Genomic DNA, 13,959 nt, shown 5'->3' with positions numbered 1-13,959 from the left:
GTCAGCAGCGGCACACCCACGCCGAATGGTTGAAGTTCCTGAAAAAGATCGACCGTGAAACGCCCAAGGACAAGACCTTGCACCTGATCGCCGACAACTACGCGACACATAAGCATCCTGTCGTGCAAGAGTGGCTGGCCAAGCATCCGCGCTTCGTCATGCATTTCACGCCTACCTCGGCCTCCTGGCTGAACATGGTCGAACGCTTCTTTCGTGACATCACCACCGAGCGACTGCGCCGTGGGGTCTTCACCAGCGTTCCCGAACTCATCACCGCCATTGATCAATACATCGCTCACCACAACACTGACCCCAAGCCCTTCATCTGGACCAAGAGCGCTCGCGACATCCTGCAGAAGGTCATTCGCGCAAACAGCCGCTTAAGTTCCAAACAAAATGCAGCACTACACTAGCGCCTCCGAGCCATGTCCCAGCCCGACACTGCCGCTGCCGACGCGCCTTCGACCCACCTCGTAGCCGGAACGGTCGCGTACCGCCGCGCCAACATCGCGATGTTCATCGGCGGCTTCGCCACCTTTGCGCTCGTTTACTGCACCCAGCCCCTGCTGCCGCTGCTGGCGGCCGAGTTCGGTGTCAGCGCGGCGAGCGCCAGCCTGAGCGTGTCGGCGACCACTGCCGGGCTCGCGCTGATGCTGATTCCGGGCAGCGTGCTCGCCGACCGCCTCGGCCGCCAGCAGCTGATGAAGCTCGCGCTCGCCATCGCCGCCGCGCTCGCGCTCGCCACCGCCTTCGCGCCCGACTTCTTCTCGCTGCTGGTGCTGCGCGCCCTGCTCGGCGCGGTGCTCGCCGGCCTGCCCGCGGCGGCCATGGCCTACATCGGCGAGGAGGTCGCGCCCAACGCGCAGGCGCGGGCAATGGGCCTCTACATCGCCGGCAATGCACTGGGCGGCATGAGCGGGCGTTTCGTCGGCGCACTCGTCACCGACTGGAGCTCGTGGCGCACCGCGCTCGCGGTGATCGGCGTGTTCGGGCTGGTGTCCGCGCTGGTGTTCTGGCGCCGGCTGCCGGCGTCGCGCCACTTCGTGCCGCGCGCAGCCACGCCGGCGCGCATCTTCCGCGATGCGCGAGCGATCTACCGCGACCCCGGGCTGCCCTGGCTGTTCCTGGTCGCCTTCCTCGCCATGGGCGCCTTCGTCGGCCTGTACAACTTCCTCGGCTTCCGCCTGCTCGAGCAGCCCTATGCGCTCGGCCAGAGCGCCATCGGCGCGATCTTCCTGCTCTATCTGGTCGGTACCTGGGCCTCGGCGCTCAGCGGCCGCCTGGCCGAGCACCATGGGCGGCAGAAGGTGATGTGGCGGATGGTGGTGGTGATGGGCAGCGGCCTGGCGCTGACGCTGGCGCAGCCGCTGTGGCTGATCGTCGCCGGCGTGGGCGTGTTCACCTTCGGTTTCTTCGCCGCCCATGCGCTCGCCAGCGGCTGGGTGGGACGGCGGGCGGGCGAACGGCGTGCGCTCGCGTCGGCGCTCTACCTGTCGAGCTACTACCTCGGCGCCAGCGTCATCGGCAGCCTGGCCGGCACCGCGTGGACCGCCGGACACTGGGGCGGGCTGTCGGCGCTGCTGGGCGCCTGCGTGCTCGCCACCCTTGGCGTGGGCCTGTACCTGCGCCGCCTGCCTACTTGAGGTTGCCCGACAGGAACTGACGCAGGCGCTCGCTCTTCGGCTGGCCGAAGACCTGCGCCGGCGGCCCGCTCTCTTCGGCCAGGCCCTGGTGCAGGAACATCACCTGGCTCGACACCTCCCGCGCAAAGCCCATCTCGTGGGTCACCACCACCATGGTGCGGCCCTCCTCGGCCAGCCCGCGCATCACCTTCAGCACCTCGCCCACCAGCTCGGGGTCGAGCGCCGAGGTCGGCTCGTCGAACAGCAGCACCGCCGGCTCCATCGCCAGCGCGCGCGCAATCGCCACGCGCTGCTGCTGGCCGCCCGACAGATGCGCCGGGTAGCTGTCCTTGAAGCGGCTGATGCCCACCTTGTCGAGGTAGGCCATCGCACGCTCGAGCGCTTCCTTCTTGGGCACGCCGAGCACATGCACCGGGGCCTCGATGACGTTCTCGAGCACCGTCATGTGCGCCCACAGGTTGAAGTGCTGGAACACCATCGCCAGCCGCGTGCGCAGGCGCTGCAACTGCTTCGCATCGGCCACCCGCAGGTGCCCGTCCTTGCCCGGCACCAGGCGGATCTCCTCGCCGGCAACGCTGATGCGCCCGGCGTCGGGCTGCTCGAGGAAGTTGATGCAGCGCAGGAAGGTGCTCTTGCCCGAGCCGGACGAGCCGATGATGGTGATCACGTCGCCGGCCTCGGCCGACAGCGACACGCCCTTCAGCACCTCGTGGTCGCCATAGCGCTTGTGCAGGTCTTCGACGGTAAGCTGGGTCATTGAAGATGTCCTTGAAGCAGGCTCAGGCCGCCTTGCGCACCGGGGTTCGCGGACGCAGATGGGCGAGCCAGCGCCGCTCGGCCAGCCGGAACAGGCCGACCAGCGCGAAGGTGAGGCACAGATAGATCAGGCCGGCGAAGATGAAGGCCTCGAACGGCGCAAAGTACTGCGAGTAGGCATTGCGCGCGGCGCCGGTCAGATCCACCAGCGTGACGGTGGACGCGATCGAGGTGCCGTGCAGCATGAAGATGATCTCATTGCTGTAGGCCGGCAGCGCGCGGCGCAGCGCGCCGGGCAGCAGGATGCGGCGCAGCATGGTGAAGCGGCTCATGCCACAGGCGCGCGCGGCCTCGATCTCGCCGTGCGGCATCGCACGCAGCGCGCCGGCGATGATCTCGGTGGTGTAGGCGCCGGTGTTGAGCGCGAAGGTGACCAGCGCACAGCCGTAGGGGTCGCGGAAGACCAGCCAGAAGGCGTTTCCTGCCTCCCACTGCGCCCGGATCCACTCGAACTGGCCGAGGCCGTAGTACATCAGCAGCAGCTGCACCAGCATCGGCGTGCCGCGGAAGAAATAGCTGTAGGCCCACACCGGTGCGGAAAGCCAGCGATTCGGCGACACACGGAGCACCGCGAGCGGGATCGCCAGCACCAGGCCGGCGATCAGCGACAGCACGGTGAGCTTCACCGTCAGCCACAGCCCGTCGAGGTAGGCGGGCCAGCTTTCGGCGAAAAGGCTCCACTCGATCATGTCGCCGCCCTCCGCACGCCCACCGAGTAGCGCCGCTCGAGCCAGCCGAAGACCAGCCCGGACAACGCCGTCAGCAGCAGGTAGAACACGCACACCACGGCGTAGAACAGGAAGGGCTCGTGCGTGGTGCGGCCGGCCTGGTCGGCGAGCCAGGTGATGTCCGAGAGGCCGATGATCGACACCAGCGCGGTGCTCTTCTGCATGACCTGCCAGTTGTTGCCCAGGCCGGGCAAGGCATGGCGCAGCATCTGCGGGAACAGGATGCGGTGGAACACCTGCCAGCGGCTCATGCCGTAGGCCCGCCCGGCCTCGAGTTGCCCCGCCGGCACCGCCATGAAGGCGCCGCGGAAGGTCTCGGTGAAATAGGCCCCGAAGATGAAACCGAGCGTCACCACGCCGGCGACGAAGGGGTTGACGTCCACATACTCCAGGCCGAGCGCGTCGGTGATCACGTTGATGCCGACCTGACCGCCGTAGAAGATCAGCAGCATCATCACCAGGTCGGGAATGCCGCGCACGACCGTCGTGTACACCGTGGCCGGCAGCCGCAGCAGCGGATTCGGCGACAGCCGCGACGAGGCGCCGACCAGGCCGAGCACGAGCGCGAGCAGCAGCGAGAACACCGCCACCCGCAAGGTCACCCAGGCGCCGTCGAGAAGGGAAGGTAGATAGCCGTGGAGCATCGGAAAGGTCCCGGCCCGGCCGCGGATGCGGCCCGTGGCAGGAGCAGAAACATGAAGGCGGCCATCAGGCCGCCGCCGGGGTCATGCAGTGCGGCGGGCAGTGGATCACGCCCGCGCGCACCCTGCCGACTCACTCGCCGTAGATGTCGTAGTCGAAGTACCTCTTGCGGATCTCGTCGTACTTGCCATTGGCGCGAATGGCGGCCAGCGCCTGGTTCAGCTTGTCCTTGAGCTCGGTGTCCTGCTTGCGCAGCGCGATGCCCACGCCCTCGCCGATCACGCCCTTCTCGTCGGCGTTGCGGCCGTGGTACAGGCCGCCGGCAAACTCGTAGCCGGCACCGGCAGGCTGCTTCAGGAAACCGCCGTCGGCCACCAGGGCGTCGGCCCAGGCGGCGTCGATGCGGCCGGCGGACAGGTCAAGGTAAGCCTCTTCCTGGCGCGCATAGCGCACCACGGTCACGCCCTGGCTGGCCCAGAAGCGGCTCGCAAAGCTGTCGGCCACGGTGCCGCGCTGCACGCCGATGCGCTTGCCCTTGAGCAGCTCGAGCTCGGGCAGCAGGCCGCTGTCCTTCTTCGCCACCAGCGCGAGCGGGGTGGCGTAGTACTTGTCGGTGAAATCGACGCGCTTCCTGCGCTCCTCGGTGATCGACATCGAGGCCGAGATGGCATCGAACTTGCGGCTCAGCAGCGCGGGAATCATGCCGTCCCACTCCTGCTTGACCCACACGCACTTGGCCTTGAGTTCCTCGCACAGCGCGTTGGCGACATCCACGTCCAGGCCCTGGACCGCACCGCTGGTATCGACGGTGTTGAACGGCGGGTAGGCGCCCTCGGTGGCGAAGCGGATGGTGTCCCAGTCCTTGGCCATCGCCCCCTGGGCAGCCAGCGCCAGCGCGGCGAGCATCAGCGTGCGTCGGATCATGAGCAGTCCTTCATTGAACGTTAACGGCGGCATTCTAACCGCTGCAATGCCGGGAGTTGCCGGAATTCAACGACGGCGGGCAATGCTGCGGTGCGCAAAAGCCCTTGATTCAGCGCAGATTTTCGCCCAGCGCCTGCGCCAGCAGCTGCGCCGCTGGCGGATGGAAGCGGAAGAACAGCTCCGGCTCGACGAGCTCGAGCTCCATCAGGCGAAACGCCCCCGGCGCGGTACGCACGAAGTCCACGCGCGCATACAGCGGCCGCATCGGGCAGGCCGCCACCGCCGCCTCAGCGAAGGCGCGCTCGGCGGCATCCGGCGTGTGCGCATGCACCGTGCCGCCGTGGTCGTCCTGCACTCGGAAGTCGCCCGCGCGCGGCGTCTTGCGGATCGCGTGCGTCGCGCGGCCGTCGATGACGATCAGCGACAGCTCGCCGTCGCCGACGATGGCCGGCTCGAAGGCCTGCACCATCATCGCCTCCTGCGCCACACCGCGCGCGAACACCGGCTCATGCTCGGCAACGGAGGCCCTGCTCACGCGGAAGGTCAGCCGTGCAGCGCCCGACACCACCGGCTTGAACACGAGCTCGTCCCAGCCCTCTGCCGCCATGATCGCCGCCAGCGAGATCGCCTCACCGCGTTCGACGAAGCGCGTCGGCACGATCGCCACGCCGCGCGCCGCCAGGTCGGCGAGATAGTGCTTGTCCACATTCCAGCGGATCAGGCTGGCGTCGTTGAACAGCCGCGTCTGACCCGACACCGCGTCCAGCCAGGGTGAGAATTCACCAAAGCGGTCGAAGTAGTCCCAGGTCGAGCGGAACAGCGCGCAGCCGCAGCGCGTCCAGTCGATGTCGGGGTCGGACCACGAGCGGCGCGCCACGCGCAGGCCCAGCGCGCGCAGCGCAGAGGCCACCAGTTCTTCCTCACGCGCGATCTGCGCCTGGTACCAGTCCTTGGGGTCGAGCTGAACGTAACGGTCCTCGGTGAGGATCAGCACATCGATCGGCTTTGCAGTCATCGCGCGCCTGTGGCGTAATCGGGGGCCGTGATTCTAGCAAGACTGCCATGTCCAACCCTGCCCTCCCCCAAGCCGCCATCCCGCTCTCGGTCCTCGACCTCGCGCCGGTCACTGCCGGCAGCACCCCGGCTGATGCGCTGCGCAACACCCGCGAGCTCGCACAGCTTGCCGACCGCTGCGGCTACACCCGCTACTGGCTCGCCGAGCATCACAACATGACCGGCATCGCCAGCGCCGCCACCGCGGTGGTCATCGCCCACATCGCCGGCGCCACCGAGCGCATCCGCGTCGGCGCCGGCGGCATCATGCTGCCCAATCACGCCCCGCTGGTGATCGCCGAGCAGTTCGGCACGCTCGAGTCGCTGTTCCCGGGGCGCATCGACCTCGGCCTCGGCCGCGCGCCGGGTACCGACCAGAATACCGCCCGCGCCCTGCGCCGCCACCTCGCCGGCAGCGACGACAACTTCCCGCAGGATGTGCTCGAGCTGCAGTCCTACTTCAAGCCAGTGCAGCCCAACCAGGCTGTGCGCGCCGTGCCCGGCGCCGGTTTGAACGTGCCGATCTGGCTGCTCGGCTCCAGCCTCTACAGCGCCGAACTCGCCGCCCACCTCGGCCTGCCCTTCGCCTTCGCCTCGCACTTCGCGCCGCGCTTCCTGTTCAAGGCCATCGACCTCTACCGCAGCCGCTTCCAGCCTTCGGAACAGCTCGACAAGCCTTACGTGGCGGTCGCCGCCAACGCCATCGCGGCCGACACCGACGAGGCCGCGCAGCACCTGCTGCGCTCGCTGCGCCTGCGCTTCGCCGCCATGGCGCGCGGCGTGCGCGGCCAGTTGCAGCCGCCCGAAGCCTTCGTCGAAAACGACTGGTCGCCGGCCGAACTCGCCTTCTCCGACGAATCGCTAGCGTGCTCCGCCGTCGGCTCACCGGCTGAAGTGCGCAAGCAGCTCGAAGGCCTGATCGAGCAGACCGGCGCCGACGAACTTGTCCTCACGGCGCAGATCTTCGATCACGCTGCGCGGCTCAAGTCCTTCGCGCTCGTGGCCGAGGCGTGGGGCCTGCCCGCCCTCAGGCCTGCTGATCAGCGCTCGGCAGCCGCGCCAGCATGAAGCGGTCGTAACCCTGCAGCACCCGCTCGCGCGTCTTCATCACGTCGGCCTCGACTGCGCCGTTGAAGACGCCGAGCCCATCGAGAATGTCGCGCGCCTCGCCGAAGCCCTTTTCGAAACCGCCGCGGATGACGTCCATGAAGTCGCGCAGCACCGTCTCCGGGTCGTCGCCCGGGCGGCGCGCGGCGTAGGCATCGAAGAACGCGGTCGACATCGACACGATGCGCTCGGCCGTGGCCTCGGCCGAGTTGTCCTGGCTCATCGCGTTCTGGATCGCATCCGGCCCCAGCATCGGCGCCAGCGCCTCGTTGATGCCCTCGATCGCCGTGCGCAGCAGCAAGGCCTGCGACTCGTTACCCGACCGGATCGACACCTCAAGCGAGGCCTGCAGGATCTTGCCGTTGAGATCCTTGCGCAAGGCGCCTTCCGACACCTCGTCCTGACGCTGTGCGCGCGAGCCCGCCGCGCCGTTCTGGCGCACGACCTCACCCGGCTGAAAGGCACCACTGGCGAGGGCAGACTGCGCGGGCAGGATCGTGTTCATGGTCGACTCCTTCTTCAGAATTCACTGTTTTAATTCTAGACCGTGCCCGTAGGTCCCGCCTCACGCCCCGCCCAGCGCGCAATGATCTGCGCCAGCGCCGGCAGGCCCTCGCGGATCGCCACCGGCCCCGGCGCCAGGATCAGCGCCGACTTCAGCTCGTGCAGCTCGCCGTCGCGCACCGCCGGTACGTCCTCCCAGCCCGCACGCGTGGCCACGCGCTCGGGGGGAAGCGCTTGCCACACCACGAGCCCACCACGATGTCCGGCGCCCGCCTTGCCGCCTCCAGCGGATCGGCCAGGATGCGCTGGGCCGCGCCCGGATGGCGTGCGCGCTCGGCAAACACATCCTCGCCGCCGGCGATCCCGATCAACTCCGACACCCAGCCCACTGCGCTGATCGGCGGCTCGTCCCACTCCTCGAAGTACACCCGCGGCCGCCGCGGCAGCGCAGCGGCCTGCGCACGCACCGCCGCCATTGTCGCCTCGAGCTGAGCCACCAGGGCCAGCGCGCGCTCCTCCGCCCCCACCAGCCGGCCCACTGTCTCGACCATCGCCAGGATGCCGTCGACGCTGCGCTGGTTGAACACATGCACCACCACGCCCGCCTTGATCAGGTCGCGCGCCACGTCCGCCTGCATGTCGGAAAAGCCCAGCACCAAGTCGGGCTCGACCGCGAGGATCTTCTCCAGGTCGCCGCTGGAGAAGGCGAACACCTTGGGCTTCTCCTTGCGAGCGCGCGGCGGGATCACGGTGTAGCCCGTGATGCCCGCAATGCGGGCTTCCTCGCCCAGGGCGTATAGGACCTCGACCGTTTCGGTGGTGAGGCAGACGATTCGGGAGGGGAGTCGGCGTGGGTTCATGCGCCGATTATCCCTCACCAGCGAGCACCTGCAGGCGCGTCCCCAGCCGCAATTCTTTCCCAATCAGACCGCCCGCCCCTGCCGCTCACGCCCCTCGCAAGATGCTGAACTCCCTGAACAGCAGCCGCGGCCGCCCGCCAGCCTGCAGGCAAAGCCGCTTTTAGTCGAAGGCCGCCACCACCGTCTTGCCGGTACCGGTCGCAGCCACGACCAGGTTGCGCCAGCGGCCGTGATCGCGCTCGAGTTGCAGCTGGTCGAGCATCTCCTGCTGGTAGGCCTTGGGCTCGAGGTCGAAGTAGGTCGGACGCGCGATCAGCCCGTCCCCCGACTCGCGCCTGAGCGCCTCGCCCAGCGCCTTGCGATGCGCCGGGTTGGCGGGGTCGTAGCCCTGGAACTCGCTGTCCTCCCACAGCATCTCGAAGTGCGCGCTGGCGCGCTCGAACAGATCGGGCTGGCCACGCTCGGTGAACTTCACCGTCCATTCCAGCCCGCCCATCAAGGCCGCACCCGACAGGTTGGCGCTGCCCACGTAGGCCGAGCCGAAGCCGGTGCGGCGGCGGAACAGCCAGGCCTTGGCATGCAGCCGCGTGCGACGGCCGTCGAGTGAGACCCGGATCTCGCAGCCCGGCAGCCGGGCGAGTTCGTCCAGCGCGCGGATCTCGGTGGCGCCGGTATAGGTGGTGGTCAGCACCCGCAGGCGCGTGCGCGGCTGGCCATCGGGCCCGGCCGCGGTGATCGACTGCAGGATATCGAGCAGCTTGCGCACGCCGGAATGGGTGATGAAGCTCACCAGGATGTCCACCTGATCGCAGGCCGCCAGTTCGCGGCGCAACTCGGTCAGCAGCGACGGCGAGCCCTTGCCCGCGGTGAAGAGCCAGGGGAAAGCCAGGCCGGTCTCCGGAATCGACGGTTTGGGCGACTGCTGGTGGATAGCCTGGAGGATCTGCGGCGGAGCGGCGAGCGTCTCCCCCTCTTCGGCGCGCGTGCCGAGACGCTGCTTCAGGCTGATGAGGAGAAAATTGACCAGGTCGAGCTGTTGGCGGAGCTTCTCGGCGCCGTCGCCGTGCAGGTCGTCGAGGATGCGGGAGAGTTGGGAGGCGAGCGCGTCGGCGAGGCGTCCGGGGGCGTCTTCCGCGGTGAGGGGTTTGAGGCTGTGCGCGTGCTCGTCAGTCGTCCGGGTGACGGCGTCGCGAAGGGCCTCGGTGAGGAGTTGGTCGTAGAGACCATCAGGCAGTGTCATACGACTCCCGCTGGTCCTCCGCCTTGGCGAATGGTCCCTGAGACTTCAGAACCCCTGAAACAACATATCCAGCGCTGTCGTAATTTCGGCCCTGAAAGCGCCAAGTCGCGCCACCGGCGCCTTGAGCAGGCTGGCCGGTACCGCCGCCATGAACTGGGTAGCCATCACGAAACGGCCGTCTTCGATCTCAAAGATGGGATTGAGCCCTCGGGCTGGCTGGAGCTCACCACCGCTCGGCAGCAGCGGCACGACGACCCGGGTGTTCAGGTGGCTCAGCAGGTCGGCTTGAACGTCGAGCAGAAAGCCCTCGCCCGCGCTATTTCGGTAGACGTCGAAGCGTGCCATCAGAAGTTCCGAAACTGCGCGAGCGGCAAGCCGTGCTGCTCAACGTATGCGTTCGAGCTGTCGAGCGCGCGACGATTCTCTTCGAGCCATTGCGCTGCGCGACGCTCCGCCACGGCAAGTGCCAAACCGGCCTCGGCCGCCTGTGAAATGTTGATGCGCAGGGCCTTCGCCTCTACAAGCAAGGCTTCATCGAGCGTCACGTTCGTCGGTTTGCGGGCAGCGCCGGGAGCAGTCGTGTGCATCATGATGGAGTCGCCTCGTGAAACATGTGCCTACATTATAGATGCGGAATTTCGTGCGCATTCACGCCCACATAAAGCAAAACCCCCCGCCATGTCTGACGAGGGGTTCCCTGTAAGACGGCCTCGCGGCCGTCCCACCCAATCAGCTACCTACCGACTCAAACTTCCACCGTATCCGCCACCGAACGGAATTCCTCGATCTGGTCGAAGTTCATGTAGCGATAGATGTCGGCGGCCTTCTTGTTCACCACCTCGACCTGCGCCATGTACTCCTGCACCGTCGGGATCTTGCCCATCAGCGCGCACACCGCGGCCAGCTCGGCCGAGCCCAGATAGACGCGGGTGTCGATGCCGAGGCGGTTGGGGAAGTTACGCGTCGAGGTCGACATCGCGGTGCTGCCCTTGCGGATCTGCGCCTGGTTGCCCATGCACAGCGAGCAGCCCGGCATCTCCATGCGGGCGCCGGACTTGCCGAGCACGCCGTAGTAGCCTTCCTCGTTGAGGATCATCGCGTCCATCTTGGTGGGCGGGGCGATCCACAGGCGGGTCGGGATGTCGGTCTTGCCGTCGAGCACCTTGCCGGCGGCGCGGAAGTGGCCGATGTTGGTCATGCACGAGCCGATGAAGACTTCGTCGATCGTGTCGCCGGCGACCTCAGAGAGGAACTTGACGTCGTCCGGGTCGTTCGGGCAGGCGACGATCGGCTCCTTGATGTCGGCGAGGTCGATCTCGATCACGGCGGCGTATTCGGCGTCGGCGTCGCCCTTGAGCAGCTCGCCCTTGGCGATCCACTCTTCCATCGCCTTGATACGGCGACCCAGGGTGCGCTTGTCCTCGTAGCCGTTGGCGATCATCCACTTCATCAGCGTGATGTTCGAGTTCATGTACTCGACGATCGGCGCCTTGTTGAGGTGGACCGTGCAGCCGGCGGCGGAGCGCTCTGCCGAGGCGTCGGTGAGTTCGAAGGCTTGCTCCACCTTGAGATCCGGCAGGCCTTCGATTTCGAGGATGCGGCCGGAGAAAATGTTCTTCTTGCCTTTCTTCTCGACGGTCAGCAGGCCCTGCTTGATCGCGTACAGCGGGATGGCGTTGACCAGGTCACGCAGGGTGACGCCCGGCTGCAGCGTGCCCTTGAAGCGCACCAGCACCGATTCAGGCATGTCGAGCGGCATCACGCCGGTCGCCGCGGCGAAGGCCACCAGGCCCGAGCCGGCTGGGAAGGAGATGCCGATCGGGAAGCGGGTATGGCTGTCGCCGCCGGTGCCGACGGTGTCGGGCAGCAGCAGGCGGTTGAGCCAGGAGTGGATCACGCCGTCGCCCGGACGCAGCGACACGCCGCCGCGGGTGCTGATGAAGCTCGGCAGCTCGCGGTGCATCTTGACGTCGACCAGCTTCGGGTAGGCGGCGGTGTGGCAGAAGGACTGCATCACCAGGTCGGCGGAGAAGCCGAGGCAGGCGAGGTCCTTGAGTTCGTCGCGGGTCATCGGGCCGGTGGTGTCCTGACTGCCGACGGTGGTCATCTTGGGCTCGCAGTAGGTGCCCGGGCGGATGCCCTGGCCTTCCGGCATGCCACAGGCGCGGCCGACCATCTTCTGCGCCAGGCTGAAGCCCTTGCCGGAATCGGCGGGGGCCTGCGGCAGGCGGAACAGCGTCGAGGGCGGCAGGCCGAGGGCCTCGCGCGCCTTGGTGGTGAGGCCGCGGCCGATGATCAGCGGGATGCGGCCACCGGCGCGCACTTCGTCGAGGATCACCAGGGTCTTCAACTGCGATTCGGCGATCACGGCGCCGTTCTTGAGCGCGGTGACCTTGCCCGACTTGTCATCGACCTTGAGCTCGATCTCGTCGCCCATCTCCATCTGGCCGGCATCGATCTCGATCGGCAGCGCGCCGGCGTCTTCCATGGTGTTGAAGAAGATCGGGGCGATCTTGGAGCCCAGGCACACGCCGCCAAAACGCTTGTTGGGGACGAAGGGGATGTCCTCGCCGGTGAACCACAGCACCGAGTTGGTGGCGGACTTGCGCGAGGAACCGGTGCCGACCACGTCACCGACGTAGGCGACCAGGTTGCCCTTGGCACGCAGCTCTTCGAGGAACTTGACCGGGCCTCGCACGCCCGGCTCTTCCGGCTCGATGCCCGGACGCGGGTTCTTCAGCATGGCCAGCGCGTGCAGCGGGATGTCAGGGCGCGACCAGGCGTCGGGCGCGGGCGACAGGTCGTCGGTGTTGGTTTCGCCGGTGACCTTGAACACGGTGAGCTTTTGCGAGGCGGGGACTTCCGGGCGGCTGGTGAACCACTCGGCGTCGGCCCACGACTGCATGACGGCCTTGGCGTTGGCGTTGCCGGCGGCGGCCAGTTCCTTGACGTCGTGGAAGTAGTCGAACATCAGCAGGGTCTTCTTCAGACCCTCGGCGGCGACCGTGCCCACTTCGGCGTCGGCCAGCAGGTCGATCATCGGCTTGATGTTGAAGCCGCCCAGCATGGTGCCGAGCAGTTCGGTGGCCTTCGCGCGCGAGACCAGGCCACAGGCTTCCTCGCCCTTGGCGACCTTGGCGAGGAACTCGGCCTTGACCTTGGCGGCATCATCCACGCCTGCCGGCACACGATAGGTGAGGAGCTCGACGAGGAAAGCCTCCTCGCCGGCGGGGGGGTTCTTCAGCAGCTCGACCAGCTCGGTGACCTGCTGCTTGGACAGCGGCAGCGGCGGAATTCCGAGGGCGGCACGTTCGGCGACATGGGCGCGGTAGGCTTCAAGCACGGCGACTTCCTCACTTGTTCGTGGCGGTGATCAGGCTCCGGACGGAGGATACCCGTTCGGATCAGGCCGGATTATATGTCTTTTATAAGACTTGCGGTGCAGTGCAACACCAAGACATCCGATCCGGATGCAAAACCGGCAAAATTCTACTCCTCTCGCTGGCGCAGGCCCAGATCGACATCCCCCCGCGCCGGCGCCTCTGCCATCGTCGTAGTGTCCACTTCGCCCACACCGGCCGCGGGCGCAGCGCTTTGCCCGCCGACGGCGAGGCCGCCGCCGGGCGGGTTGCGAAAGCGGATGTGCGAGGGCGAGGTGGCGCCGCCGGTCATGACGAAGCTCATCGCCTCATCCATGGTCCAGTCGGTCGACACCACCTGCGCCACCGGCACGATCTCGATGTAGCCCGAGGTCGGATTGGGCGAGGTGGGCACGTAGACCGCGGCCAGCTCCTCGCCGGTGCTCTCGTCGCGGATGACGCGGGTGACGAAGCCGACCGCCTTCATGTCCTGGGAGGGAAAGCTGATCAGCACCACGCGCTGCACGCCCTCCGGCTTTTCCTTCACCGCCGCCAGGAAGCGCTTGGTGCCGCCATAGATCGCCGCCACCAGCGGGATGCTCTGCACCAGGCGCTCGAGCCAGCCGATGATGCGCTGGCCGATCACCAGCGAGGCCAGCCAGCCCAACACGTAGAGCACCACCACGGTGAAGATCACCCCCAGCACGGACTGGAACTGCGGCAGCAGGATGAAGTCCGCCACCGCCGGGTAGTTGCGCCGTAGCCCGCGTGAGATCGCGACCACCCAGGGCGTGCCGAGCTTGGATAGCTGGGTGAAGATGAAATCCAAGACGAGCCAGGTGACCCAGAGCGGTGCAGCCGTAAGCAGGCCGATGAGCAGGTAGCGTCGCGTGTTGCGGATACGTTCTTGGGTATGTTTGTCCATCGCGAGCGTCTGGTCTCGGGCCGTGTGCGAAGGAGCACGAGGATACCGCAAGCGCCGCGCCAACTGCCGCAGCGCACTTCGAGGGGAAGGCGTCTCGTGTCCACGCGAGAGGTCCAGCGCGGGTTTTTTGCGGCCGCCGCCTGCCATGGTGCAGAATT

Annotated in this window: 14 protein-coding genes and 1 pseudogene; 3 read left to right on the top strand and 12 right to left on the bottom strand. The window is 67.4% G+C overall.

What is annotated here, in order from left to right:
- Both ACMV5O_RS15625 and ACMV5O_RS15620 read left to right on the top strand, forming a co-directional pair.
- On the top strand, positions 1-413 hold a 413-nt coding region (locus ACMV5O_RS15625), incomplete at its 5' end, for a transposase (RefSeq protein WP_416164323.1).
- A 99-nt stretch (positions 414-512) separates the two neighbouring features.
- Positions 513-1,643 carry an MFS transporter gene (locus ACMV5O_RS15620; protein WP_416164327.1) on the top strand — a complete coding sequence of 377 codons (1,131 nt, stop codon included), beginning with the start codon at positions 513-515 and terminating at the stop codon, positions 1,641-1,643.
- On the opposite strand, the gene ACMV5O_RS15615 is transcribed toward ACMV5O_RS15620, so the two are convergent.
- From ACMV5O_RS15615 to ACMV5O_RS15595, 5 genes are all read right to left on the bottom strand, one after another.
- Positions 1,636-2,400, bottom strand: coding sequence for an ABC transporter ATP-binding protein (locus ACMV5O_RS15615; RefSeq protein ID WP_416164322.1), 765 nt, complete (start codon positions 2,398-2,400; stop codon positions 1,636-1,638). The two genes, ACMV5O_RS15620 and ACMV5O_RS15615, sit on opposite strands and share 8 nt — an antisense overlap.
- 22 nt (positions 2,401-2,422) lie before the next feature.
- Positions 2,423-3,148, bottom strand: a complete 726-nt coding sequence (locus tag ACMV5O_RS15610) for an ABC transporter permease (RefSeq protein WP_416164321.1) — start codon at positions 3,146-3,148, stop codon at positions 2,423-2,425.
- On the bottom strand, positions 3,145-3,831 hold the full coding sequence (locus ACMV5O_RS15605) for an ABC transporter permease (protein WP_416164320.1): 687 nt from the start codon (positions 3,829-3,831) through the stop codon (positions 3,145-3,147). The genes ACMV5O_RS15610 and ACMV5O_RS15605 overlap by 4 nt, the downstream gene beginning before the upstream one ends.
- A 130-nt stretch (positions 3,832-3,961) precedes the next feature.
- Positions 3,962-4,753, bottom strand: coding sequence for an ABC transporter substrate-binding protein (locus ACMV5O_RS15600; RefSeq protein ID WP_416164319.1), 792 nt, complete (start codon positions 4,751-4,753; stop codon positions 3,962-3,964).
- Between the two features lie 109 nt (positions 4,754-4,862).
- Positions 4,863-5,768 carry an ATP-grasp domain-containing protein gene (locus ACMV5O_RS15595; RefSeq protein WP_416164318.1) on the bottom strand — a complete coding sequence of 302 codons (906 nt, stop codon included), beginning with the start codon at positions 5,766-5,768 and terminating at the stop codon, positions 4,863-4,865.
- Between the two features lie 47 nt (positions 5,769-5,815).
- Here ACMV5O_RS15595 and ACMV5O_RS15590 point away from each other — a divergent pair, with 47 nt between their 5' ends.
- The gene (locus ACMV5O_RS15590) at positions 5,816-6,874 is read left to right on the top strand and encodes an LLM class flavin-dependent oxidoreductase (RefSeq protein ID WP_416164317.1); all 1,059 of its coding nucleotides are present in this window, start codon (positions 5,816-5,818) and stop codon (positions 6,872-6,874) included.
- On the opposite strand, the gene ACMV5O_RS15585 is transcribed toward ACMV5O_RS15590, so the two are convergent.
- The 7 genes and pseudogenes from ACMV5O_RS15585 to ACMV5O_RS15555 form a co-directional block, all read right to left on the bottom strand.
- Positions 6,834-7,418, bottom strand: coding sequence for a DUF5610 domain-containing protein (locus ACMV5O_RS15585; protein ID WP_416164316.1), 585 nt, complete (start codon positions 7,416-7,418; stop codon positions 6,834-6,836). The two genes, ACMV5O_RS15590 and ACMV5O_RS15585, sit on opposite strands and share 41 nt — an antisense overlap.
- Positions 7,419-7,453: 35 nt before the next feature.
- Positions 7,454-8,277, bottom strand: a pseudogene (locus ACMV5O_RS15580) (ABC transporter substrate-binding protein).
- Between the two features lie 160 nt (positions 8,278-8,437).
- Positions 8,438-9,517 (bottom strand): DEAD/DEAH box helicase family protein, encoded by a 1,080-nt coding sequence (locus ACMV5O_RS15575; protein ID WP_416164315.1) that lies wholly within the window; start codon positions 9,515-9,517, stop codon positions 8,438-8,440.
- Positions 9,518-9,562: 45 nt separating this feature from the next.
- Positions 9,563-9,862 carry a CcdB family protein gene (locus ACMV5O_RS15570; RefSeq protein ID WP_416164314.1) on the bottom strand — a complete coding sequence of 100 codons (300 nt, stop codon included), beginning with the start codon at positions 9,860-9,862 and terminating at the stop codon, positions 9,563-9,565.
- On the bottom strand, positions 9,862-10,107 hold the full coding sequence (locus ACMV5O_RS15565; protein WP_416164313.1) for a type II toxin-antitoxin system CcdA family antitoxin: 246 nt from the start codon (positions 10,105-10,107) through the stop codon (positions 9,862-9,864). Before ACMV5O_RS15565 ends, ACMV5O_RS15570 begins: the two co-directional genes overlap by 1 nt.
- A gap of 155 nt (positions 10,108-10,262) precedes the next feature.
- Positions 10,263-12,860, bottom strand: coding sequence for a bifunctional aconitate hydratase 2/2-methylisocitrate dehydratase (gene acnB / locus ACMV5O_RS15560; RefSeq protein WP_416164312.1), 2,598 nt, complete (start codon positions 12,858-12,860; stop codon positions 10,263-10,265).
- A gap of 146 nt (positions 12,861-13,006) precedes the next feature.
- On the bottom strand, positions 13,007-13,801 hold the full coding sequence (locus ACMV5O_RS15555; protein ID WP_416164311.1) for a DUF502 domain-containing protein: 795 nt from the start codon (positions 13,799-13,801) through the stop codon (positions 13,007-13,009).
- Between the last annotated feature and the right edge of the window lie 158 nt (positions 13,802-13,959).

It is taken from the genome of Thauera sp. WH-1 (assembly GCF_047806685.1).
In the GTDB taxonomy this organism is placed as follows: domain Bacteria; phylum Pseudomonadota; class Gammaproteobacteria; order Burkholderiales; family Rhodocyclaceae; genus Thauera.
This window is presented reverse-complemented; position numbering and strand designations above follow the sequence as displayed.

Coding starts and splice junctions, on each gene's coding strand:
- ACMV5O_RS15620 (WP_416164327.1), top strand. CDS start 513: ATGTTCATCGGCGGCTTCGCCACCTTTGCGCTCGTTTACTGCACCCAG.
- ACMV5O_RS15610 (WP_416164321.1), bottom strand. CDS start 3,148: ATGATCGAGTGGAGCCTTTTCGCCGAAAGCTGGCCCGCCTACCTCGAC.
- ACMV5O_RS15570 (WP_416164314.1), bottom strand. CDS start 9,862: ATGGCACGCTTCGACGTCTACCGAAATAGCGCGGGCGAGGGCTTTCTG.
- ACMV5O_RS15605 (WP_416164320.1), bottom strand. CDS start 3,831: ATGCTCCACGGCTATCTACCTTCCCTTCTCGACGGCGCCTGGGTGACC.
- ACMV5O_RS15555 (WP_416164311.1), bottom strand. CDS start 13,801: ATGGACAAACATACCCAAGAACGTATCCGCAACACGCGACGCTACCTG.
- ACMV5O_RS15590 (WP_416164317.1), top strand. CDS start 5,816: ATGTCCAACCCTGCCCTCCCCCAAGCCGCCATCCCGCTCTCGGTCCTC.
- ACMV5O_RS15615 (WP_416164322.1), bottom strand. CDS start 2,400: ATGACCCAGCTTACCGTCGAAGACCTGCACAAGCGCTATGGCGACCAC.
- ACMV5O_RS15575 (WP_416164315.1), bottom strand. CDS start 9,517: ATGACACTGCCTGATGGTCTCTACGACCAACTCCTCACCGAGGCCCTT.
- ACMV5O_RS15595 (WP_416164318.1), bottom strand. CDS start 5,768: ATGACTGCAAAGCCGATCGATGTGCTGATCCTCACCGAGGACCGTTAC.
- ACMV5O_RS15585 (WP_416164316.1), bottom strand. CDS start 7,418: ATGAACACGATCCTGCCCGCGCAGTCTGCCCTCGCCAGTGGTGCCTTT.
- ACMV5O_RS15565 (WP_416164313.1), bottom strand. CDS start 10,107: ATGATGCACACGACTGCTCCCGGCGCTGCCCGCAAACCGACGAACGTG.
- ACMV5O_RS15600 (WP_416164319.1), bottom strand. CDS start 4,753: ATGATCCGACGCACGCTGATGCTCGCCGCGCTGGCGCTGGCTGCCCAG.